Below are 21,133 nucleotides of genomic sequence, written 5' to 3'. Positions count from 1 at the left end.
ACGTACTCGGGGATAGGCACCTTCGCTTTCGCCAGCGCAAGAACGGACTCGAGGTCATCGGCGCTGAACTCGTGATTCACGTCCGCGGTGGTAGGATCGTGGCTGCGAACGGCCATGTCCGTGACGACCTGTCCACGACGAGTCAACCGGTAGTTTCACTGCAAACTGCCATTGCCATGGTCGAACGGCAATCGGCGTCGGTCGTCGATCGCGCCGTTTTCTCGAAGGATCCCGATGCCTACTGGGCGGTGGCTGGCACGCTCGAACGCGTCCATCGTATCGAATTGACGGGCCGCGCGAACGGCCTTCCCATCCACGATACCGTTCTCGTCAGCGCAGAGACCGGCGCGATTCTCGTTCGTCTGCCCCATGTTCATACCGCGAAGGACCGAGCGCTCCACGACGCCGAGCATCGCTCATTCATCGAGGACCTACCGGGGCCCGTGGTCCGCACGGAGGGGCAGCCATCCCACGCGGATCCCGTGGTGAATGTGAATTACGATCATCTGGGTACCACGTACGACGCGTATCGCGAGCTCTTCGGTCGGGACTCCTTCGACGATCGAGGAGCTACCGCGATCAGCTCCGTGCACTTCGGCCGCAATCTGGTCAACGCATTCTGGACCGGGACGCAAGTCGCGTTTGGAGATGGCGACGGAGTCGATGCCGACAACCTCGCCCTGTCCCTGGACGTCACGGCGCACGAAATCACTCATGCGGTGACCGAAAGGACGTCCAATCTCGTTTACACGGATGAATCGGGTGGCTTGAACGAAGCGATCTCGGACATCTTTGGCGCCGTCGTGGAGTGGTACCGGAATGGCCGGGTCGTGAGCGACGCGATCTGGAAGGTTGGCGACGACATCTGGACGCCCGGAACCGAGGGCGACGCCCTTCGCTACATGAATGATCCGGCGCTTGACGACTCCTCGCTCGACGACTATCGCGACTACGTTCCGGGCACGGATGTTCACAACAGCTCGGGAATCGCAAACCTCGCCTTCTATCTTCTGGCGCAAGGTGGTACCCATCCGCGCGGCAAGACCACGATCCACGTGAATGGCATTGGCATCGAGAAAGCTGCCCGAATCTTCTACCGTGCGAACACGTCGATCCTGACCCCGCGCGACGAATTCGAAGATGCTGCCGTTGCGACGGAGCAAGCGGCCGCGCAGTTGGGATTCTCCTCGGACGAAGTCGCATCGGTCAACGCTGCATGGCGCGCGGTGGGCGTGGCACCGCCTGCTTCCATGGCTCTGGTGAGCGGTGTGCCGCTGACTGGGCTCCGAGGCGAGCGAGGTGGCAAAGCCTACTACCGATTGGACGTTCCCGCGGGCGCAACGGATCTCTCGTTCCAGCTCCGTGGCGGCTCCGGAGATCCGATTTGTACGTGAGGTTCGAGCGGGAACCGAAGCTCGGTCGATACGACTGCCGGCCGTATCTCCCCGGGAACAACGAAACCTGCGCGATTCCAAATGCAAAAGCGGGCACGTATTACGTGATGGTGCGCGGCGCGGCCAACTACGCAGGGGTCCGCCTGGCGGGCTCCTTCGAGAAGGGGGGTGTGCGATGATTTCTCGTTTTGGAAGTGGCGTCTTCATCCTACTGGCCATCACGCCCATCGTGGCGTGTGACAGCACCGCCGCGAAGGATGCGTCCGAGAAGCTCGCAAACGAACCATCGGGTCTTCGGGTGGGTGGGGTGAAGTTCAACGACGAGATCGAACCGTCGATGTTCAAGAGTCTCCCGGGGGTTCAGCGCATCAAAACCGGGTGGAAGCGGGAGGCGGTCAAGAGCATCGACACAAGCAGTGTGGAGACGCACTTTCTCACGATCCATTCGCTCGATCGTCACGGTGAACCCGTGCCCGACAATGAAAGCATCGTCACGTTGGTGAACCTCGAGACCGGTGACGTGGGCTATGGCACTCTTCATGCGGCGGCGAATCGCCTCGAGCTCCCCGCCGGACGCTATGCAGCCTTGATGACGATTATCACGGGCAGTTCCTGGCCCGGGGAGTCGTCCACCCTCGCTTACGAGCCAGAGCTCATACTCGACCGCGATCTTGCCATCGAGGTCGATGCCCGGCGAGGAGAGAAGCTCTCGGTGTCGCTCGACGAACCGTCCGCCAAGCCGATGTTCGTCACGACCATAGCCACCCAACCAACGGCGATAGGTTCGGTGTGGGCTCCCGTGAACGCGGGGGTCAATCTGGATACGAATCGGCTGTACGCGATACCATCCGGCGCATCTCCGGGGTTTCGAATCAGCGTTCATTCCATGTGGACTCGAAATGGCCAGCCGGATAGTCCGTATGTGTACAACCTCGTGTCGACCGTCCAGGACCGAATTCCCGATGACTTGACATTTTCCGTTCGCCAGCAGGACCTTGCAGCCGTCCGTCAATCGTACGCGGCCCAGGGGTTGGACGCGGTGGCGAGCCAAGCGACGTTTTTCGTGCCGCAGCCACTTACGGGCTTCGCCTTTCCCTCCACGGCCTATCTCAGGTTTCCTTTGCCGGCCACGCGGATGGAGTATTTCTCGCCTGCGAACCTGGATCTGTGGAAAGTGTTCGTGCAGCACGGAAGCGAGGGCTCCGAGGGGGTAGAGCACAGCACGACCGTTCTTCGTTTTCCATCGAGAGGGAGATACCAGCATGCGTGGAATACGATGCCTTACGGGCCGGCATTCGTCTTCGATGGTCGGTTGGCTCCTTACCCCGAGTTGGCTCGTTACCCCGAGCGCGCGGGAGACGATCTGAAGATTTTCATCCCGGTACACACCGACTCGCAACCGGGGCACGTGGGCGGTGACGAACATCCGTACCTGACGGGAACCACGACCTTGAGCAGAAACGGCCAGCTCGTCGCCAAAGACGACTTTTGGGGCTTCATGGCCACCAAGGTGCCTCCCGAGCGGGCCGACTACGAGCTCTCGACGGAAACGAAGCGCTTCGCTCCGTGGTCCCGCTACGCCATCGAGCAATCCGCCACGTGGCGCTTCTCGTCCGAGCACACGGACCATCCGCAGGCACTGCCGCTCATGGCGATTCGATACGAGCCAAAGCTCGATAGCTATGGCCGCGCTCCAGCGGGCCGGCCGTTCATCTTCGACATGCGCATGGAACGCAATCCCGGGGCGCCTTCTTCGGATATTCGTGAATTGACGCTTTCCGTGTCCTACGACGAAGGCATCACCTGGCGGCCGGCGAACATCGTTCGCTTGCGCGACAAATGGCGTGTCGTTCTTCTCCACCCGAAAGACGCGTACTTCGTTTCCTTGCGCGCGAAGGCCAGCGACCGCACCGGCAACGAGGTCGAACAAACCATGATCCGCTCGTACGGCCTGGCAATGGACACCGACGCACCAAATTCGAACGAATAAGAGTGTGCCGCTCAGGTCACCGCCCGAGGGACGAGATCCTGCCGATGATCCGCGATGGCTTCGAGCAACCTCATTGTCCCCCGACGTACGCCGAACGGTGCGCCGAAAGATAGGCCTGCACCGTCATGGGCGCTTGTCCCGTAACCGCTTCGATGATCGAATCTTCCCCTGCGAAGATTCCATTTTGATAATCCACAGCCACTTCGCAAAGGTGCTGTACCAAAAACGGTGACATCTTCGCCCGTTCGAGGAGCGCGCGATATTCCTCCATCGTGCTCGGCTCGTACACCACCTTTTTACCAAGGGTCTTGCCCACTGCGGCCGCGATTTCGTGTTGGCTCATCTCCACCGGGCCATGCAAAGGATAGATCTTGCCGAGGTGCGGCTCGGGCTCCACCAAGAACGCCGCGATGAGCCGCGCCTGATCCTCGGCGGCGATGGGGGCGTGTCTGCCTTGGCCGAAGGGATGGCGAATCGCACCTTCGTCGCGGATGGTGGCGAGGAAATGCGGATAGACAAGCCACTCCGCGAAATAGGTGGGGCGTATGTGGATGGTAGGTACGCCCGAGTCATCCAATACTCGTTCGGCCACCCAATGATCCTGCGCCGCATGGCTCTTCGCGTCCTTGCGCGCCGAGATCTGCGACATGTTCACGATAGCTTCGACGCCCGCCTCCTTCGCGGCCTGCCCAAAGTAGGCCGCGGATTGGATCACCCCAGGCCGAATCGGAAAAACGAAATAGGCGGCCCGAACGCCGCGAAGCGCCCGGCGAGCGTCGTCGAAGTCGAGCAAGTCGCCCACCACGACCTCGGCCCCGAGGGCGCGGAGCTGCTGGGCGCGCGCGTCTTCTTGGTGCACGAGCGCCCTCACCGGGACGCGCTTCTCTGCAAGGATTTGGAGTGTTTGCCGGCCGGTGTGTCCGGTGGCGCCGGTGATCAGTACTGGTTGACTCATGAAGATCTCCTAGGTGGCGGGGCGCCACTCATTTAGATGTCGATGAACATCCTAATAGATGTCGACCACCATCTAAGTCAAGGGTACGTTCCGCCAGGACGCATCTCGAAAGGAACGGAGCCATGAGAAAATCGAGGCAAGAAGCCGCGGAAACACGCGAACGCATCGTCGAAAACGCATCGACGGAATTTCGACGCAACGGCATCGGCGCGACCGGACTCTCCGATATCATGGGCGCGGCTGGCCTTACGCATGGCGGATTCTACAAGCACTTCGCGTCCAAGGACGAGGTGGTCGAGGAGTCTCTCAGGCGTGCCGTGGATGGGCTCGTGGAGGGGATCGAGGGAACGATCGCGACCGCCAAAGCGGAGCGCGGGCTCTCGACGGCTATTTCCAATTATCTATCCCTCGCGCACCGGGACAACACCGCACGGGGCTGTCCCTTCGCCGCCTTGGGGAGCGAATTGGCTCGCAGCAGCGACAGCGTGCGCGAGGCCGCGACCGTGGGGTTTCAAAAGCTCGTGGACACGCTGGCCAAGGAGCTCCAAGGCGGCCCCGCCACCGCCAAGAAGGAGGCTCTCGCGATCGTGTGCGCCATGATCGGCGCGCAAACCATGGCGCGAATGGTCACCGATCCCGCGCTTTCGGAGACCATCCTCCGCCAAGTGCGCAAACAACTTCCGCCGTAATGGCCCCGTGCGGTTTCCAGGGCGCCGGAAGCCCCGAGATGCTATGAAATCGAGCGGATGCGAACGACGAGCCAGGAGAAGATGCGACGTGAACCTCGCCAGGGGCGGTCCCGGCAGACCGTGCATGCGGTGCTAGGCGCGGTCTCGCGGGTGATTCGGCGAGAGGGGGTCGACGCGGTCACCACCAACCGAATCGCTGAAGCAGCAGGTGTAAGCATCGGCTCGCTCTATCAATACTTCCCGGACAAGAAGGCTATCTTCAGCGCGCTGCATGAGCGCCACGTCGAGGACGTTCGCCGGGTGATCGAGCGCACGATGGCCGAACGCTCCGGGTCTCTCGACGGATTCACCCGCACGCTCGTGGAAGGGCTGGCGGATCTCCACGCCGCGGAGCCCGAGCTCCACGAGCTGGTCTCCGAGCAGGTACCCGAAGGCCCGTTGGGTTTTCGCCGCGCACTCCGAAAGACCTTCGAGCGCGTCACATCGTCGGAGCGGATGCTGTTCGTCCTCCCCAACGTGATCGAAGCGCTCGTGCACGGCATCTCGCAGCGCCCTCCCCCTATTTCGGCCGCGTCCGCGAGGGAGGAGGCCGTACGGACTGTCCTCACTTGCCTCGAGTCGTGCCGGAACGCCTGAAGGCTCCGGCGTTTTCTTCCGCCCATTGATCGCCACGCCAATCCGCGACGCCATCTCGCCGTAGGTGAGAGCCTGTGGGCCGGTGATCACCAGAGCGAGCCGACGTTCCCGGTGGCTCCGGTAACGAGACACGTCACGAGACCTTGCTCCAGCCTCGCATGACCTCGAACGCGAGACGCTTCTGAGCAGCGAGAGTGAGGTGGAGCCCGTCCTCCATGAGCAGCTCGGGCGCGGGCGGCGTGCCGAGAATGGAAAACAGGTCGACCGTCGGAGCGTCGATGTCCCGAACGGCGGCCGCTACCCGTGCGACGTCCTCGTTGCGGAAGCGGACACCGAAACGTGATAGGCCCCAGTGGTTCGAGACGCGCTCCTCATTCACCGCCGGAGGCGTGATCCACAGGCAGCGCGCCTTCGTCTCGTGCGAGACGCGCTGGTGCAGCTCGCGCAGATTCCGCACGGTCTCCTGGTGATCGACCAGAGTCTTGGTGGGCGTTGGCCCTTGCGTGCGCGCATCGTTCACGCCGACGAGAAGGAGGATCCAGTCGGGCTGCTGCGCGATGACTTCACCGATGCGAATCAGCCGGTGCGTCGTCGTGTCACCGGGGGCCGCATTGATCGCCACCGAGGCGCCACGCGCAATCAAAAGCTCGTTCAGGATCACGGCCCAAGACTGCGGGTCCGACGTGTGGCTGTCGCCGAACGCGATGATCCGGGCGCCCTCTTTCAAGGGGAGGCGATCGATCATCGCGGTGACGGCGGACTCGGAGGCCAATTCGCGCGCCGCTTCCTTGGCGCCCCCCAACATCCGTGCGTGCTCGGCGGCATATACGTCGGGAGGAAGCCCGAGAAGAACCGCGCGGACAGCCTCCGAGAGGGCTGCCACGCCCGGCAGCGCGCCGAGGGTCTTTTCCGGTTGAAGGACTTTGAGAAGCCAGCGTGTCTGTTCGGCCGATAGTTGCATGCGATTCCGCCTTCCTTTTCGACGCTGAAAACTATGACGTGAACGTCTGCTCCGTCAGCTCGCGTTCGTGCCTTGCACAAACAGCAGGAATCACGATCGAGCGAAGCCGCTTCGCAACGGTTGCTCAGATCCAGCTGGTCATTGCCCATCCGTGATGGGAACGCGCATCATCGAGGGCTATCTTTTTTGATTGAGCGTCAGATTTTTTCTTGACCGTTCTCAGAAAGAGCCTCATAAGAACCAAAGATCTGAATGGTAGCCGCTCTCGCGGCGTCCAACTCAGCAAGCCCGAGGAAGAAAGCTCAGCCAAGAGGCCGCCCTTCAAACGCCATGATGACCCGACGCCCCCATCAATCAGCTGCCAGCTCGTCGCCCGAAGCGACGCGGCAGGGGTGCGTCCATCAGGGCGTGCGCTGCTTTAGCCCAATCGAAAGCCAAAAAGGCCTCGATCTCCTGGATCGCACCGCGATCCGTTTGGCAAACCCGGAGGTCGAGCCCTAGGCGGAAGTTCCAGAGTCGTTCACGCACTCTCGGAAGGCCGCCTAGGGAAACCCAGGCGGCCTTCGGCGTTTGTGGCCCTTCATCGGGCTCACGAGCGCGGGGCCCGGAGCGGGCGTTCCAGAGGCTCCCGGCTGACTCCCGGGAACGGCGCGCCTTCGACAGAACCCCGGTCCATCCGTTGGACTACGAAAACCGCGAACACGAGCGGAGGCATCAAACGCTAAATCAAACGCGATACCTTTCCATGAATCAAACAACATATCTGACTTTCAATGCCAGTAGTCGGTCCTTCGACCTGTCGAAGACGCCGGGGATCGTGCGCCCAACGCGCGTGAGAGCCGGTCAAGAATGCGGGCAACGGAAGCGCGATCTGTAGCAGTTCGGGAACGATCTCCACGTGCAGCCATGAAGGCCGCCGAGGGACGCTCCTTCGGTGGCCTTTGACGCATTTGGAGAACGGAGAATCCCTCCGGACCCACCATCGATTCGGGATCGTCTAGCTGGCAGGACGCCGCGCTCTGAACGCGGAAACGCAGGTGCACTCCGGCCTTCGGCCTCCGTGGGCCTTCGGCTCGAATCCTGCGCCCGAAACCAAGGCTTCGACATCGAGGCCTTCCTTCGTTGCAGGAGATCCGCGTTCGGAACGAGCGCGACGAAGGCTGACGTGCGCCCCCGAGGGCACTGTTCCTTGAAAACTTGGCACCAATCAACGAATGCGCGGCTCCGCGCGTCCAGCGTCGCTGGTCTACGGAGCCGCTCATCATTCCAGCGTCGCCCAATGGTAGGGCACCGGCCTGTTAAGCCGGCACGTGAAGGTTCGATTCCTTCCGCTGGAGCCCACGCCCTCGAAGCTCGACTACGCCCTTCGGGCGTTCCGGCTTCGCCGGACCGTAGCTCTCACTGTACTTCGCTTCGCTCCGTACAGTTCGAGACGATTCCGGACGAGGGCTCTGCCCGCGCAAGCGGGGCCATGCCCTCGTCTTCTAAAGGTTAGGATGCCCGGCTTTCAATCGGGTGACGCCGGGTTCGAATCCCGCCGAGGGTGCTCACGGGCTGTGAGCTGGTCGAAGGATAGCGTCCGGTTGAAGCCCGGAAGAACGTGGTGCAAGCCCACGACAGCCCACCGCGCGCGTTCGCGCGCCATCGTGGTGACGTTACTCGTCTGGGACGAGGGCTGACTGTGAATCAGCGGAGACGGGTTCGATTCCCGTACGTCACACCGTTGTCCCCGTGGCCGAGTGGATAGGCCCCGGTCTCTTCTGCCTCGTGATGCGACTGGCGTCGCAGCTCCGCTGTCTACGGAGTGAGACGGGTTCGATTCCCGTACGGGGCGCTCGGCGAATGCCGTGAGGAGTACATTGTTTCGATCACAATTCGGCCCGCTAATGGAGAATTTAGAGGCTGGCCCGTCGGAGGGCTTCTCTTCACTTTTTTGTCGCCGTTTCATAGGTCGGAGAGCCAAGGTGGCCAGCCGAGATTCCAAATCTCGGAGAGGCGGTTCGATTCCGTCCCGACCTGCGGGGTTGTAGTTCAATGGGAGAACTCCCGGTTTGCACCCGGGCAACGCGAGTTCGAATCTCGCCAGCTCCACCATCCTGGCGCGCGCGGCGCGCAGGAGATCGCGTGTCCGCTCTGTTTCTTTCGAGCCGATTCTCCAGCGAGGATCGCCGGCTGCAACCCGGTGCGCGAGGGTGCAACTCCCTCTCGGCTCTCCACGCCCCACTTGTCCAATGGAAGGGCGATCGCCTTCTAAGCGATTCGGTCCCGGTTCGAATCCGGGGTGGGGTGCTGCTCAACGTTCCCATCGTCTAGCGGCAAGGACGCCAGGCTCTCAATCCGGCAACGCGGGTTCGATTCCCGCTGGGAACACCAACGCATCATCTCCTCGTCTCGGTGGATGGCGGGGAGGCCCTTCGTCCTCGTTCGGCCGGATGCCGACTCGAGCCTCCGAGGCTCGATGGCGCGGTCCGACTCCGCGCGGGGACGCGGCTCATCACGATCACCAACGCACCGACGGCTGCGAGCCACCGACGGCGCATTTCACGTTCACGAGCTCGGAGAGGAGAAACGCAGCTATGGCACACAAAGCACTTTTCGCACCGGCATCGACGTCGAAGCCGGCCAACACGACCAACGAGGCAGGCGGCCGAGCGTACGCGTTCTCTGCCGAACACGCGCTCGCGCAGTACGCGGCGACGGGCACGTTCAACCACACGTTCTACGCGCAGGCCGACGAGCAGCTCGCGAAGGTGCTCGAGCTCGTGGCCCAGGTCGACCCCCGCTTCGTCGCCCAGCTCGCGATCTACACCCGCGAGAAGGGGCTCATGAAGGACATGCCCGCGTTCTTGACCGCCTACCTCGCGGCCAAGGACGTGCGCTTGCTCGCCTCCGTCTTTCCGCGCGTCATCGACAGCGGCAAGATGCTCCGCAACTTCGTCCAGATCGTGCGCTCCGGCACCGTCGGTCGTAAATCCTTCGGTTCGGCACCGAAGCGCCTCGCTCGCGCGTGGTTCTCGAACCGCACGCCGGAGGCCATCTTCCGGCAGTCGCTCGGCTCGGCGCCCTCCATGGCCGACGTCATCAAGATGGTCCGACCGTCGCCGAAGAACGCCGAGGGTCACGCCGACGTCGCACGCGAGGCCTTCTACGGCTACTTGATCGGAAAGGACGTTGCCCACGAGAAGCTCCCGGCTTCCGTGCAAGCGTTCGAGTCGTTCAAGAAGAACGGTGGAGAGATCCCCGACGTCCCGTTCGAGATGCTCACCGCGCTCGATCTGGACACGGAGCGCTGGACAGCCATCGCTCGGCGCATGTCGTGGACGCAGCTTCGGATGAACCTGAACACACTGCTTCGCCACGGGGTCTTCCGCGACCAGACCATGGTCTCGTTCGTCGCCGCCAAGCTCCGCGATCCGGAGCTCGTGCGGCGTGCACGGGTGTTCCCGTTCCAGCTGCTCGCCGCCTTCAAGGCCGCGAGCTCGGAGATGCCGTCGGCGATCGTCATGGCTTTGCAAGAGGCCATGGAGATCGCCATCGAGAACGTGCCGACGGTGCCGGGGAAGATCTTCCTCTGCCCCGACGTCTCGGGCTCGATGCAGAGCGCTGCCACCGGCTTCCGCAAGGGCGCGACGTCCGCGGTTCGATGCATCGACATCGCGGCGCTCGTCTCGGCGGCATTCCTTCGGAAGAACACCTCGGCGGAGATCATCCCGTTCTCGGATGACGTCGTGCCGATGCCGCGGCGTCTCAACCCGCTGGACTCCGTGATGACGAACGCGGACTTCCTCGCGAACCTCCCGAGCGGCGGTACGGCATGCAGCGCACCGCTCCACCACTTGAACGAGCGGCGCGTGGCGGGAGATCTCGTCATCTACATCTCGGACAACATGTCCTGGGCCGACTTCTCGCAGCGTCCGAGCGGCCACCTCGGCTTCTTGTCGCGCGTGAGCGGCCGGGCCACGGTCATGGCCGAGGAGTGGGATGCGTTTCGCCGTCGCAACCCGAAGGCGCGGCTCGTCCTCATCGACATTCAGCCGTACGCCTCGACGCAGATGCACGATCGCGACGACGTGCTCAACGTCGGGGGATTCTCCGACTCCGTCTTCGACGTGATCTCGACCTTCGCAAAGGGCGAGCTCGCGGCCGAGCATTGGGTCGGGGCGATCAAGAGCATCTCGCTCGGCTAAACCAGCCAGGGGCGCGTGCCGCACCGAGTCGATCTCGTGGCAGCCCGCGCTCCGGCGCACTTTCTTCTTTCGGATAACTAGACCGTTATGGAGGCGGGCGTGGTTGTAACCCACGCGTCTTTTGGCCCGCTCGGTTCGATTCCGAAGCTACCCACCGCGGCGGATGCCGTGGCGACTACATGGTACTCCGAGAACTCGGGTGCAATTCCCGCCGCCTTTGGCGTCGTCCAGCAGTAGGACATCGGAAAAATGTCGCCACGCCCCTTGTCGCCGCACTTGCCGTCGAGGCCCAGATAGCGGGGCATCTCATTGGTAATGAGGAGATGGAGGGTGCAATTCCCGCCGACGGCTCCTTCGATTTGCGGTGATGGTTCAACAGAAGAACGCGAGGTCGCCAGCCTCGAGATCCGGGTGCGATTCCCGGTCGCCGCTCTGCAGCGAATGCTTTCGAGATTACATCGCTATTAACGATAAGGCCGTGGGTTCGAACCCCACCGGGTCCACTCTGGGGGCCCGTAGCTCAGTGGTAGAGCAAATATCTCGATACTTCTTGTCGCTGTTTTCGCCGTCTCCGCCCGGTAGTCGGGCACCTCTCTTGTAAAGAGGCCTCGGCGGGTGCAACTCCCGCGGGCGGCTCCGGGCCGGATGCCCGAGAGGACTACACCTTTTTCGGTAAGCCAACGTCCTCTCATCTTTTGCCGGCCTTTTTTTTTTTTGCGGAGTAGAGCAGAAGCAGCTCACTTGCCTCATAAGCAAGAGGTCGCGTGTGCGAGTCACGCCTCCGCAACCGCTGCGATCCTTGGAGGAAGGCGAGCTTCATAAGCTCGGCCAAGACGGTTCGATTCCGTCCGCAGCGACGACCATGTCACCGTGGTGGAATTGGTATACACAGCAGGCTGAGAATCTGCGCGCCCACGGCGTATGGGGGTTCGAGTCCCCCCGGTGACACCGTTGTTCAGTCCGCGCTCGCTCGAGCGCACGAAGGAGAAGTAGCCATGCGAACACGCAAGAGACGAAAGAGGTAAAGCCCATGTCGACACGAACCCTGATGCTGACTCCCTGGATGGCCCCGCACCGTGTGATTTCCTGGCAGCGCGCCGTCGTCCTCTTCTACCTCGGCAAGGTCGAGGTCCTCGAGGAATACGACGACCCGATTGCCGCTCCCTCGATCACCATCCGCACGCCTGCCGTCGTCCGTCTCACCAAGGGGAGCGTGTCGAAGAAGCACAAGGTCCGCTTCTCCCGCGTGAACGTCTTCACCCGCGACGGCTTTCGCTGCCAATACTGCGGCACGCGCAAGGCGATGAACGCTCTCAACTACGACCACGTCGTGCCCCGCGTCCGCGGCGGCAAGACCGTGTGGGAGAACATCGTGACCTCGTGCTACGCGTGCAACGATCGAAAAGGTGGCCGCTTGCCCGAGGAGGCAGGCATGACGCTTCTCCGCAAGCCGTTCAAGCCCGCCTCCTTGCCATTCGCCCCCGTACTCGCCTCGGAGAAGGACGTTCCTTCGATGTGGAGGAACTACTGCTCCTTCGCCGGCAGCGAGCACCACGCGGACGTAGCGTGACGTGACGACGCACTGTCTATCCGGGAGTTCCGGCCCGCACGGCGGCACTCAACGTCTTGGAGTTCCCTCGGCGGGCTTCACGCGCGCCCTGCGCGGCTCCCGGCCCAGACGTAAAACAGGGCCATCTCAGCGCGTAGTTTAGCCAGGCGAAAACGGCGGCTCGGGGAGCCGAAGAGCGCAGGTTCGAATCCTGCCGCGCTGACCATCTTGCGGGGCTCGCTCTCTGGGAGAGCACCTGCCTTACAAGCAGATCCAGGGGGGTTCGATTCCCTCGCCCCGCACCACGCGAACGTAGCCCAATTGGCAGGAGGCACCTGCTTCAAATCCAGGTCAGTGCAGGTGCACTCCGGCATTCGGCCTCCGTGGGCCTTCGGCTCGAGTCCTCCCTCTTCCGCAACGGAGAGTCCGTCGAGCCGGCGCTCGACGCGGTCTTGAAAACCGATGGCGCGCTCCGGCGTGCGTGGTTCGACTCCACGTCTCTCCGCCATGGAAGGCAAATCGATCGAGGATCGAGCCCGTTTCGAAAACGGTGCGCGCTGCAGCTGCGGCGTGGGGTGCGAGTCCTCTGCTTTCCGCTTCACGGAAGTTGAATCGCGAATGGTCGCGAGCCCGGTTGCTACCCGGTGCGTACTCTCGTTGGGGTATGCCGTTCGATTCGGCCGACTTCCGCCGGTTGGTTTGGTGTCCAAGTTTTCTCGGAACAACGCATTAAAACTCGACCTCGTCCTCGGTAAAGGGTCCGTGTCGCGAATGGCACCAAGGACGGTGGGCTCACGGAGTGGACTCATCGAAGAAGCGCCGGAGTACCGAGGCGAGCACCTTGGGATCGGCCACGTGCGTCTGCCCTTTGAGGACCTGCCGCTTTGCATGCGGAATGCTCGCCACGATGGCCGTGGCCGCGCGACCGAAGAAATTGCCGTCGTGGGAACTCGGTTCCGCCGCGCCCGTGAGAACGAGGGTCGGCCGGAGGATTGCCGCAAAACGAGCGCCGGGCGGATTGCGATAACAGGCCGCATCGTAGAGAAGCGTATGTGCGAGTGCCTCCAAGCTAGGCCATACCGGCAAGGTCCTTGCCGAGCTAATCTCCGCCTCGGAGGAGCCAGCCAGGCGCATGAATTCGGCAAATGCGTCACCCCGGCGTCCCTCCGCCAGCAGCACCTGAAGCTTCGCCTCATATTCCGCGAAGCGTCGTGGCGCATCATGGCTCGTGTCGTACGGAACTTCGTAGACGGCAAGCTTGTCGACGGCGATCCCGTGGGCTGCGGCTTCCAGCACGAGAGCGCCCCCCGACGACGCGCCGAAGAGATGCACCGGCCCACCGGCCAAGGCAATCAAGGCTTCGATGTCCTCGACCTCGCGCTCCAAAGCATACGGCAACGTATCCCCGCTCTTACCTCGGCCGCGACGGTCGTAGTTGTATACACGAAAGTACTTCGCGAGCTCCGTCGCGAGTGGCTCGTTTTCCGTGCGGTCCGTTGCACCGCCTCCGACCAAGACGACAGCGGAACCTCGTCCCAAGCATTCGTACGCGATCGGTGTGCCATCTTTCGATGTAATCTGGCTCATGGCAGGACTCTGCCTCGTTGCAGAATATGCCCAAGATCATATTTTGAGAGCATGCCGTACACCGCAGAGCACAAGGCACGCACACGCGCGAGAATCGTAGAAAGCGCGCGCATCATGTTCAACCGCCACGGCTTCGAGCAGGTCTCGATCGACGATGTCATGAAGCACGCCGGACTGACCCGCGGCGGCTTCTACAACCATTTCACGAGCAAGGACGAGCTCTACGCCGAGGCCGTGCGAAGCTTCACCACCTGCAACCCCTTCGCGCAGCGATATGCCGGCTCCGAAGCTCGCCTGCCATCACCCGAGCAACATGCACGTGCACTCGTCGATCTGTACCTCTCGGACGAAGCGCTGGGGGACCTCGACCATCATTGCCCGCTCATTGCAGTGCCGTCGGACGTGGCACGCGCCGGTCTCGAGCGCCGAAGCTCTCGCTCTGTTGGGATCGCGCTAGAACGCGTATCGCGCCATAGTGAGGTCCCGCGGAGAGAGAAAGTCCGGCGTTCGAGCCGTAGCGCAAGAAGTGAGCTGCTGACCGACCCTGGATTCATTCGGAAGGTCTCATCGGTGGTCCTCATGGAGTTGCGCGCCGGCGCTCGCTCCAGGGAGGATCGCCGAACGATCGCCACTCTCGCCAAGGCACCGCGTCTCATCGCACTTTCCTGCCGGCATACGGGTGCGCAACTGCTCACGGCCAATGCTGCGATTTCGAAGTCATCGCGCGCGTTATCGATTTTCCGTTTTCGGATTGTGTGACATTCCGACAAGAAGGCCATGCCTGACTGCCGCTCCATCGCTGACGCGGTGTATTCGGAACCAATGCCACGGCTGAGGCGATAGACCACCTCTGCTCTCGCGTCGTCCGGAGCGCGAGTCACTCTTTCCGAATAAGCTCCCTACTGGCGCCCCTCTCGGTAGTCGAATCGAATTGCCTCTCGTTTCTCGTCTCTTCGCGACCACGGCTACGGAGGCTCTCCGACCGGCGGCTACGAAGGCGTGACCTTCGAGCATTGACCTCGATCTGCCGGTAGCTTCAGCCTTAATCTCTGCGGCGACCGGGATCGTTGGGGGCGTAGCGTTTTCCCGCGATCCGATCCGGCGCGAAAACGGCACTGAGATAGACAATCTCGTCGCGACTCACGGCGACGTTGGTCGCGGCAAGGTTCTCGCGCACATATTCGACACGCTTGGTGCCGGGGATGGGCACGATGTCGAAGGGCTGGGCCAGGAGCCAGGCGAGCGCGAGCTGGCCAGGACGGCAGTGCTTGCTCTCGGCCAGTGCCGTAAGCGCCTCGACGGGGGCAAGGTTGGTGGCGAGGTTTTCGGCCGAAAAGCGCGGATCGGTGATCCGGAAATCTCCCGTGGCGAAGCGCGTCTCAGCACCGACCGCGCCGGTCAACATGGATCGCCCGAGCGGGCTGAATGGCACGAAACTGATGCCCAGCTCACGACAAGTGGGCAGGATTTCCGCCTCGACGCTACGCTCCCACAACGAGTATTCGGATTGTAGCGCCGTGATGGGGTGAACCCGATGGGCCTGGCGTAGCTGGGCCGCGGTTACTTCGCTGAGACCGATGAAGCGCGCTTTGCCCTGATCGACAAGCCGGGCCATGGCCCCGACCGTATCCTCGATCGGCACATTCGGATCGAGGCGATGGGCATAATAGAGGTCGATAACTTCGACGCCGAGACGGCGCAGGCTCGCCTCGCAGGCGGAGACGACATAATCGGGGTGTCCGTCGATGCGCACGCTCTTGCCGTCATCGGTGAGCCTGACGGCGAACTTGGTGGCCAGCACCACCTTCTCGCGGCGCCCGGCGATGGCTCCGCCAATCAATTGCTCGTTGTGTCCGAAGCCGCGGTTCTCGGCGCCCACCAGCATGTTGGCGGCGCCATAGATATCGGAGGTGTCGATGAAGTCGACGCCCAAATCTAGGGCCTCGCGGATGGTTCGGACCGACTGCGCGTCATCGGCCTCACCATAAAATTGCGACATGCCCATGCAGCCAAGCCCGATCGGACGGACGATCAGATCGGAATGGCCCAGCAGGACGCGGGCCGAGCCGACAATATCGGCGGAAGTGAGGGTCATTTCGGTTGCTTCCTCGTAGGTGTGGCAAATAGCCCGGGTAAACCAGGCCGTTGGTTTCTTGCCGTCTCATCTAGGAGGAATGGATCGTCATAACAATTGCGATAAAGCGGGTCTCAGAGTAACGGAAAATGAGATAATGCGAGCAGCCAAGCTCCTCGAACTCGAGGCCATACTGGCGATCTCCCGTCGCGGCAGTTTTCGCGCCGCGGCTCGGGATCTGGGCATTTCTCCCACCGCTGTCGGCAATGCGGTGGCCGGGCTCGAGGATGAACTGGGGGTCAAGCTTTTCGACAGGACCACCCGGCGGGTAGACCTGACGGCGGCGGGTCACGACCTCGTGCGCGCCATCGCTCCGGCCTTAGCCGATATCCACGCCGCCACCGAGGCGGCTCGCAATCCGCGCGGCAGCCCGAAAGGCACATTGCGGATCAACTGCTCGATCGCCGGCGGGCATCAGATTCTCGTTCCCTTCATCATCGAATTCATCCGCCGCTATCCCGACGTGAAGGTCGATATCGTGACCGAGGGGCGCTTGGTGGATATCGTGCAGACGGGCTTCGATGCGGGCGTGCGCATAGCGAGCGCTGTTCCGCCCAACATGACCATCGTTCCTCTAGGCCAGAGGCTGCGTCACCGCGTGGTTGGATCGCCGGACTATTTCAAAGACCATCCGCGCCCGGGTCATCCCAATGAGCTAGCGGGGCATCATTGCATCCGCATCCGCTGGCCGAGCGGGGCACCTTATGAATGGGAGTTCGAGAAGGATGGGGAGGCCATGCAGGTCGATGCGCCCTGGTCGCTCAGTCTCGACAATCATGGCTTGATTGCCCGAGCGGCCCTGGCGGGCGTGGGCCTTGCCTATGTCGCTGAAGCCGAAATTGCCGACTATGTGGCCTCCGGGCGGCTTGTGCCGGTTCTAAGCGATTGGATGCCGCCCAGTCCCGGCTTCTGCCTCTACTTTCCCGAGCGCCGCCCGACTGTCGGATTTGCCAGCGCGCTGGCGCAGGTCATAGCGGAGCTGGGCGGCGAAACTGACCAAGCTCGATGGACTCGAGCTCCTCAGCGACACCACCCGGGAGCTCTATTTTAGCCTCAACGCCTTCGACGAGCTCTACGCGCTGACCAGCGTGGACGATGGCTTCGCCATCGATCGCTCACGGGGCTTTTGGGGTTGGAAACGCTCCAGAGCATTCGCGGACCGCTTCTCATCTCGGCGAACCCCTCACTTTTGCGCGTCGATGGCCTCGCGCAACTCACGAAGCTCGGAGCCAACGATTACAGCTCCGGGGCTTCGCGGAGGCGCCTCTCAAGCTCGGACCAGTGCTTCTCGAACGGATTTCCCCGCGTGCCGCCAGGTCCGCGGAATCGTCATTTCGGACGGTAATTTTCCTGCTGCCACGTATCTGCGGGCCGTCTTTCGGTCCATGACCGCTTTCATGGCGGCACGGCCGATCTGCCCATGTTTGCTCATCTCCTCCATCAGTTTCCTCACCTGCGCGTCGCTCACCGGCCGCAGTGGCCACCACTCTCCATCCCGAAGAGGACCGGCACCCGCAGCGCATCATGAATCGTAGCAATTTTCAGCTACTCACGCGCCCGCGCCCCGCTCAAGCAGCCCTGCGAAGCTGTTGTGCACGAACCCCGGGGCTCACTATCGCTTGGCGCCCGAAATCATAGTAACTTTCGGCCGATTTCTCCGCCCGGTTCTCTGTGAGATTCAACGCGCGATTCTTAAGACCCGACAGAGAGAAAAAAGAGCAGTATTGAGAGTTACGCATGCGAGCTTATCGGTTCATCCGGAAAGCCAGTGTGGTTTAGGGTTCGAAAGCATAGTGGACCAATTGGCTCCGACGCGACGTCGGGCCTGCGCGGGTCGGTGATGGCTCAAAGCGTGCCTCCGTTGCAGTGGCGCCGAAGGCGCGCTCGCGGAAACTTTTGACGTGGGCATGCTTTGTCCGGTGCTCCATCACGTGCTTTGTCCCCATGATCCATCAGTGTGCGCGAGGGGGCCGTCGCAGAAGCTGCCGGCGGGTCTTCTCCATTTCCTCCACCAGCAGCCGCTCTTTGGGCAGTGCGGTCCGGTATTCGGCGGCGAGCACCTTGTTCGGCAACCCCTCGAGGGCGTACTTGGCGACGGCGTGGTCCTTCTTCGCGCACAGGATGAGCCCCACCGGTGGGTTCTCGCTGGGCAGAGTCCAATGCTCGCGGGCGTAGTTCAGGTAAAGGTGCATCTGGCCCGCATCGGCGTGCGTGAACTCCCCGAGTTTGAGATCGATCACCACCAGGCACCGCAGCCGCCGGTGAAAGAACAGCAGGTCGACGCGGTACCAGGCCGCACCAACGCGGAGCCGACGCTGACGTCCTACGAACGTGAAGTCGCTGCCGAGTTCCAGGAGGAACGTTTCGAGGTGCCGGATCAGCGCCTCCTCGACCTCAGTCTCCGCGTACTCGTCCTTGAGCGCGAGGAACTCGAGTACGTACGGGTCCTTGATCTCGTCCTCTGGCGAAACCGCGTCCTCGGGTTTGGCTATCTGCCCTTTGCGCATCATCGCGTCCTTGTTCTGCGACAGCGCGGTCCGCTCGTAGAACTGGCTGTCGATCTGCCGGCGAAGCTGACGCACCGTCCATCCGCCTCGCAATGCCTCTTGCTCGTAGAAGTTGCGGGCATAGTCCGAGCGCGTACGAACCAGCAGGGCGTAGTGGGACCAGGAAACCCCGAAGCGGCTGGTCAGTGAGGCGAGGTCGGATTCCCGAGACAACGTCTCGGATTTCTTCGTCCTCGATTTCCGAGACGACGTCTCGGAAATTCCGCTCGGTGGGTAGGCCAAGAAGACAAGCCGCATGCTCTCCAGGTTGTCGACGGAGAAGCCACGCCCGAAGCGCCGCGTCAGGTCCGCCGATAGCCGCTCGAGCAGCGCTTCCCCGTAATCAGCTCGCGCCCTCCCTCCCTGCTCGTGCTCGACGACGCGCCGGCCCACGAGCCAGTAGGTCGCAGTCATGACCGCGTTCACCGACCGAGCAGCGGCACGCCGCGCATCCTCGATCACGCGGGCGACGTCGGCTAGGAGAACGTCGTATTCGGGCAGGGTCTGTCGCTTGATCGAGCGAGGCATCGCTACTCTGCATGTTTGATCATCGCACGGGAGTCGAGTCAAGGAATGCGTCTTCGATACGACCGGGCAACCGTACGGGCGCTGCGCCGCATTGCCATCGTGCCCGTCCTGGCGTCCACGGCACGCCGCATTCAAGGGCGCCAACGAACGTTCGAGCTGAACCCCTGGGAGGCCGCGGGAACCGGCGCGGCCATCCTGCAAGCCCTGAAAGACGTCGGATATGGCGGCGCGGAGCTGCGCGAGGGCATCCACTGGGACATGCCTCACTGGTGGTGGTTCTACGTTGTCTTGAAGCCGCCGTTTCCATGGGGAGCTGGCCAACCGACAAGAGACGACCAGGAGACCGTCTGCGCGCTCGTCAAGAAGTGGAAGCCCGCACACGCCTACCACGTGCAAACGATTGTGCTTCAGTCGGGCCTTCTCTGGGGTGATCGGCCGGCTTGGGGTCGATGCCCGCCTTGGGGGAGGGACGAAAGCGATTTATTGGACGTGTTGAACGTGTCGTGGACGTGCTGAATGCCCAAGATTCTGTCGGAGACGCCGAGCTTCGAGCCCGCGGTGTCTGTTCCAATCGATGCAGATCCAGGCAATGCGCTATCCGTCGAGGTGCCGTTTCAGCAACTCGCGAATCACTCTCGGTATCTCCGGAACGAGCTCGATTACGTCGCGCCGGCACACCAAGGCGTTCGACAACTGCGCACGCTGCGCTCCCTCAAGGAGCTCCATGCGGTCCCGGCGTCGCATCGCACTGATAACCAAGTCGTCCTCGTTCCCGGCTACGGCCTCTTCACGTGGCAACCTGCCGCCATCGGCGACGATACGCCGTGGAGCATTCGCCCCGCGGACATCCCCGCCTCGGGTCCCGGCCGATGGCAGGTCGACTTCTCCGCACGACCCGCCGCTGCGGATGGACTTGCGACGCTCGATGCCGGCGGGCGGCTGCATCCGTCGCAGCGGCCGACCTGGCTTGTAGGTATTCACCAACGCGAGGCACGGGGCAACAATGCCAATGCTTACCCCGAGCAACCCGGTGGAGTGCCCCCGCAGGAGGGTACTTACGTCGCATTTATCGATGCGGAGAACTGGAGCCCCCTGCTGAGCGGCGTCTCGATTCCGGAGCCAAAACAGGGTGATCTTCTCACCATCGAACTGGGCTTCAATCTGTATCTTCATCGTGGCGTGGGCGCAGTGCGGGTCGCTATTCACGAGGGCAACGCAGTCGATCGCCCCGACGAATTGCACGCTGCCGGAAGCGCGAGCACAACTGCAAGTTTGGATTTCTTATTCCTTTCCTGGCAGCGCCTGTTCATGTCGTATCGTTACGTACTGAGGAGTTCAAATGTGCCGTGTTCTGTCGACCTCGAGGCAGAATGCCGTGACCCAAGTGGACCAGCGGGGAGCAAGGGCGCGCTGTACGTGATGCGTCCCTTCATACTGCGCGTGCGGCAGGAGCGTCCGTAATGGGCTGGGAGACCTCGATCTTTCGTTGGTTAGGCTTCGGCCGCCACAACACGACGCCGCCCTCGCTAGTTCCCGGCGAAGTGGGGGAGCTCCAGCTCGATCCGCACGGGAATCTGAAGGTCACGGTCGTCGCCGCCGGCGTAGGGCCGCCAATGGGACTACGTGCCGACTCGCCGGCGACGTCATGGAGTGCGCCGTCCGGACTCGCCGCCCACGGAACCATTCGAGAGGCGCCCTGTCTTCTTTATCGCGTTTTCGGCAGCAACGAAGGGCCAGCAAAGCGTTGGATCATGCTGTTCGATGCGACCTCGCTCCCCGCGGATGGTGCGCTCCCATCGTTCGCCATTCCCGTCGTGGAAGGTGGCTCTTTCGCGATCGATCTACAACGTACCCGCCCGTTCGCTTCTGGCCTCGCTTGGGCCGCGAGCTCCACGCCCGGCACCCTTACCATCGACCCGGGTGCATGTATTTGGCTGAACGCCGAATACGCGTAGCCGACAATCAAGGAGAAATTCA

The 21,133-nt window shown here is 62.6% G+C and carries 16 protein-coding genes and 18 tRNA genes; 29 read left to right on the top strand and 5 right to left on the bottom strand.

Going from position 1 to position 21,133, the window contains the following annotated elements; translation table 11 throughout:
* Positions 1–176: 176 nt before the first annotated feature.
* Positions 177–1,394, top strand: coding sequence for a M4 family metallopeptidase (locus LVJ94_02900; protein WXB06193.1), 1,218 nt, complete (start codon positions 177–179; stop codon positions 1,392–1,394).
* A 175-nt stretch (positions 1,395–1,569) separates the two neighbouring features.
* Positions 1,570–3,384 carry a hypothetical protein gene (locus tag LVJ94_02895; GenBank protein WXB06192.1) on the top strand — a complete coding sequence of 605 codons (1,815 nt, stop codon included), beginning with the start codon at positions 1,570–1,572 and terminating at the stop codon, positions 3,382–3,384.
* A 70-nt stretch (positions 3,385–3,454) separates the two neighbouring features.
* On the opposite strand, the gene LVJ94_02890 is transcribed toward LVJ94_02895, so the two are convergent.
* On the bottom strand, positions 3,455–4,339 hold the full coding sequence (locus LVJ94_02890; protein ID WXB06191.1) for an NmrA family NAD(P)-binding protein: 885 nt from the start codon (positions 4,337–4,339) through the stop codon (positions 3,455–3,457).
* A 122-nt stretch (positions 4,340–4,461) separates the two neighbouring features.
* On the opposite strand from LVJ94_02890, the gene LVJ94_02885 reads away from it, so the two are divergent.
* Both LVJ94_02885 and LVJ94_02880 read left to right on the top strand, forming a co-directional pair.
* Positions 4,462–5,028, top strand: a complete 567-nt coding sequence (locus LVJ94_02885; GenBank protein ID WXB06190.1) for a TetR family transcriptional regulator — start codon at positions 4,462–4,464, stop codon at positions 5,026–5,028.
* A gap of 57 nt (positions 5,029–5,085) precedes the next feature.
* The gene (locus LVJ94_02880) at positions 5,086–5,664 is read left to right on the top strand and encodes a TetR/AcrR family transcriptional regulator (GenBank protein WXB06189.1); all 579 of its coding nucleotides are present in this window, start codon (positions 5,086–5,088) and stop codon (positions 5,662–5,664) included.
* Between the two features lie 133 nt (positions 5,665–5,797).
* Here LVJ94_02880 and LVJ94_02875 read toward each other — a convergent pair whose 3' ends face one another.
* The gene (locus LVJ94_02875) at positions 5,798–6,625 is read right to left on the bottom strand and encodes a GDSL-type esterase/lipase family protein (GenBank protein ID WXB06188.1); all 828 of its coding nucleotides are present in this window, start codon (positions 6,623–6,625) and stop codon (positions 5,798–5,800) included.
* A gap of 986 nt (positions 6,626–7,611) precedes the next feature.
* Here LVJ94_02875 and LVJ94_02870 point away from each other — a divergent pair.
* The 20 genes from LVJ94_02870 to LVJ94_02775 all read left to right on the top strand — a co-directional run bounded on the left by LVJ94_02870 (position 7,612) and on the right by LVJ94_02775 (position 12,869).
* Positions 7,612–7,720: transfer RNA gene (locus tag LVJ94_02870), tRNA-Gln, on the top strand.
* 170 nt (positions 7,721–7,890) lie between these two features.
* Positions 7,891–7,962 (top strand) — tRNA-Asn (locus tag LVJ94_02865).
* 136 nt (positions 7,963–8,098) lie between these two features.
* Positions 8,099–8,171, top strand: a tRNA-Glu gene (locus LVJ94_02860).
* A gap of 103 nt (positions 8,172–8,274) precedes the next feature.
* Positions 8,275–8,345: transfer RNA gene (locus LVJ94_02855), tRNA-His, on the top strand.
* A gap of 42 nt (positions 8,346–8,387) precedes the next feature.
* Positions 8,388–8,459: transfer RNA gene (locus LVJ94_02850), tRNA-Asp, on the top strand.
* A 114-nt stretch (positions 8,460–8,573) separates the two neighbouring features.
* Positions 8,574–8,644 (top strand) — tRNA-OTHER (locus LVJ94_02845).
* Between the two features lies 1 nt (position 8,645).
* A tRNA-Ala gene (locus tag LVJ94_02840) sits at positions 8,646–8,719 on the top strand.
* Positions 8,720–8,769: 50 nt separating this feature from the next.
* Positions 8,770–8,841, top strand: a tRNA-Cys gene (locus LVJ94_02835).
* 1 nt (position 8,842) lies between these two features.
* Positions 8,843–8,914 (top strand) — tRNA-Arg (locus tag LVJ94_02830).
* A 9-nt stretch (positions 8,915–8,923) separates the two neighbouring features.
* Positions 8,924–8,998, top strand: a tRNA-Glu gene (locus LVJ94_02825).
* 203 nt (positions 8,999–9,201) lie between these two features.
* Positions 9,202–10,812 (top strand): TROVE domain-containing protein, encoded by a 1,611-nt coding sequence (locus LVJ94_02820; protein ID WXB06187.1) that lies wholly within the window; start codon positions 9,202–9,204, stop codon positions 10,810–10,812.
* 278 nt (positions 10,813–11,090) lie between these two features.
* A tRNA-Thr gene (locus LVJ94_02815) sits at positions 11,091–11,163 on the top strand.
* A gap of 10 nt (positions 11,164–11,173) precedes the next feature.
* Positions 11,174–11,244, top strand: a tRNA-Gly gene (locus LVJ94_02810).
* A 7-nt stretch (positions 11,245–11,251) separates the two neighbouring features.
* Positions 11,252–11,315: transfer RNA gene (locus LVJ94_02805), tRNA-Asn, on the top strand.
* A 212-nt stretch (positions 11,316–11,527) separates the two neighbouring features.
* Positions 11,528–11,599, top strand: a tRNA-Met gene (locus tag LVJ94_02800).
* 77 nt (positions 11,600–11,676) lie between these two features.
* Positions 11,677–11,760, top strand: a tRNA-Leu gene (locus tag LVJ94_02795).
* Between the two features lie 82 nt (positions 11,761–11,842).
* A complete protein-coding gene (locus LVJ94_02790) occupies positions 11,843–12,382 on the top strand; it encodes an HNH endonuclease (protein ID WXB06186.1) in 540 nt (179 codons plus the stop codon).
* Between the two features lie 127 nt (positions 12,383–12,509).
* Positions 12,510–12,587: transfer RNA gene (locus LVJ94_02785), tRNA-Pro, on the top strand.
* Positions 12,588–12,591: 4 nt separating this feature from the next.
* Positions 12,592–12,666 (top strand) — tRNA-Val (locus LVJ94_02780).
* A gap of 114 nt (positions 12,667–12,780) precedes the next feature.
* Positions 12,781–12,869 (top strand) — tRNA-OTHER (locus LVJ94_02775).
* A 284-nt stretch (positions 12,870–13,153) separates the two neighbouring features.
* On the opposite strand, the gene LVJ94_02770 is transcribed toward LVJ94_02775, so the two are convergent.
* The gene (locus LVJ94_02770; protein ID WXB06185.1) at positions 13,154–13,948 is read right to left on the bottom strand and encodes an alpha/beta hydrolase; all 795 of its coding nucleotides are present in this window, start codon (positions 13,946–13,948) and stop codon (positions 13,154–13,156) included.
* Positions 13,949–14,062: 114 nt separating this feature from the next.
* On the opposite strand from LVJ94_02770, the gene LVJ94_02765 reads away from it, so the two are divergent.
* Positions 14,063–14,707 carry a TetR/AcrR family transcriptional regulator gene (locus LVJ94_02765; protein WXB06184.1) on the top strand — a complete coding sequence of 215 codons (645 nt, stop codon included), beginning with the start codon at positions 14,063–14,065 and terminating at the stop codon, positions 14,705–14,707.
* A 283-nt stretch (positions 14,708–14,990) separates the two neighbouring features.
* Here the strand turns inward: LVJ94_02765 and LVJ94_02760 are convergent, their stop codons facing one another.
* A complete protein-coding gene (locus LVJ94_02760; GenBank protein WXB06183.1) occupies positions 14,991–16,043 on the bottom strand; it encodes an aldo/keto reductase in 1,053 nt (350 codons plus the stop codon).
* Between the two features lie 79 nt (positions 16,044–16,122).
* Here LVJ94_02760 and LVJ94_02755 point away from each other — a divergent pair, with 79 nt between their 5' ends.
* Positions 16,123–17,133, top strand: coding sequence for a LysR family transcriptional regulator (locus LVJ94_02755; protein WXB06182.1), 1,011 nt, complete (start codon positions 16,123–16,125; stop codon positions 17,131–17,133).
* A 901-nt stretch (positions 17,134–18,034) separates the two neighbouring features.
* Here the strand turns inward: LVJ94_02755 and LVJ94_02750 are convergent.
* Positions 18,035–19,156 carry a PDDEXK nuclease domain-containing protein gene (locus LVJ94_02750; GenBank protein WXB06181.1) on the bottom strand — a complete coding sequence of 374 codons (1,122 nt, stop codon included), beginning with the start codon at positions 19,154–19,156 and terminating at the stop codon, positions 18,035–18,037.
* Positions 19,157–19,201: 45 nt separating this feature from the next.
* Here LVJ94_02750 and LVJ94_02745 point away from each other — a divergent pair, with 45 nt between their 5' ends.
* The 3 genes from LVJ94_02745 to LVJ94_02735 are packed head-to-tail and all read left to right on the top strand — an operon-like array spanning position 19,202 to position 21,111.
* The gene (locus LVJ94_02745) at positions 19,202–19,672 is read left to right on the top strand and encodes a hypothetical protein (protein ID WXB06180.1); all 471 of its coding nucleotides are present in this window, start codon (positions 19,202–19,204) and stop codon (positions 19,670–19,672) included.
* Positions 19,673–20,617 (top strand): hypothetical protein, encoded by a 945-nt coding sequence (locus LVJ94_02740; protein ID WXB06179.1) that lies wholly within the window; start codon positions 19,673–19,675, stop codon positions 20,615–20,617.
* Positions 20,617–21,111 carry a hypothetical protein gene (locus tag LVJ94_02735; GenBank protein ID WXB06178.1) on the top strand — a complete coding sequence of 165 codons (495 nt, stop codon included), beginning with the start codon at positions 20,617–20,619 and terminating at the stop codon, positions 21,109–21,111. Before LVJ94_02740 ends, LVJ94_02735 begins: the two co-directional genes overlap by 1 nt.
* Positions 21,112–21,133: the final 22 nt, after the last annotated feature.

The sequence above is a fragment of the Sorangiineae bacterium MSr11367 genome, from assembly GCA_037157805.1.
Taxonomy (GTDB): Bacteria; Myxococcota_A; Polyangia; order Polyangiales; family Polyangiaceae; genus Pendulispora; species Pendulispora rubella.
Note: the sequence above shows the minus strand (reverse complement) of the source record. Positions and strands in the feature narration are given on the sequence as shown.

Excerpts from the sequence above, each read along its gene's own strand:
- LVJ94_02900 (WXB06193.1), top strand. The coding sequence starts at position 177 with ATGGTCGAACGGCAATCGGCGTCGGTCGTCGATCGCGCCGTTTTCTCG.
- LVJ94_02895 (WXB06192.1), top strand. The coding sequence starts at position 1,570 with ATGATTTCTCGTTTTGGAAGTGGCGTCTTCATCCTACTGGCCATCACG.
- LVJ94_02890 (WXB06191.1), bottom strand. The coding sequence starts at position 4,339 with ATGAGTCAACCAGTACTGATCACCGGCGCCACCGGACACACCGGCCGG.
- LVJ94_02885 (WXB06190.1), top strand. The coding sequence starts at position 4,462 with ATGAGAAAATCGAGGCAAGAAGCCGCGGAAACACGCGAACGCATCGTC.
- LVJ94_02880 (WXB06189.1), top strand. The coding sequence starts at position 5,086 with ATGCGAACGACGAGCCAGGAGAAGATGCGACGTGAACCTCGCCAGGGG.
- LVJ94_02875 (WXB06188.1), bottom strand. The coding sequence starts at position 6,625 with ATGCAACTATCGGCCGAACAGACACGCTGGCTTCTCAAAGTCCTTCAA.
- LVJ94_02820 (WXB06187.1), top strand. The coding sequence starts at position 9,202 with ATGGCACACAAAGCACTTTTCGCACCGGCATCGACGTCGAAGCCGGCC.
- LVJ94_02790 (WXB06186.1), top strand. The coding sequence starts at position 11,843 with ATGTCGACACGAACCCTGATGCTGACTCCCTGGATGGCCCCGCACCGT.
- LVJ94_02770 (WXB06185.1), bottom strand. The coding sequence starts at position 13,948 with ATGAGCCAGATTACATCGAAAGATGGCACACCGATCGCGTACGAATGC.
- LVJ94_02765 (WXB06184.1), top strand. The coding sequence starts at position 14,063 with ATGTTCAACCGCCACGGCTTCGAGCAGGTCTCGATCGACGATGTCATG.
- LVJ94_02760 (WXB06183.1), bottom strand. The coding sequence starts at position 16,043 with ATGACCCTCACTTCCGCCGATATTGTCGGCTCGGCCCGCGTCCTGCTG.
- LVJ94_02755 (WXB06182.1), top strand. The coding sequence starts at position 16,123 with ATGGATCGTCATAACAATTGCGATAAAGCGGGTCTCAGAGTAACGGAA.
- LVJ94_02750 (WXB06181.1), bottom strand. The coding sequence starts at position 19,156 with ATGCCTCGCTCGATCAAGCGACAGACCCTGCCCGAATACGACGTTCTC.
- LVJ94_02745 (WXB06180.1), top strand. The coding sequence starts at position 19,202 with ATGCGTCTTCGATACGACCGGGCAACCGTACGGGCGCTGCGCCGCATT.
- LVJ94_02740 (WXB06179.1), top strand. The coding sequence starts at position 19,673 with ATGCCCAAGATTCTGTCGGAGACGCCGAGCTTCGAGCCCGCGGTGTCT.
- LVJ94_02735 (WXB06178.1), top strand. The coding sequence starts at position 20,617 with ATGGGCTGGGAGACCTCGATCTTTCGTTGGTTAGGCTTCGGCCGCCAC.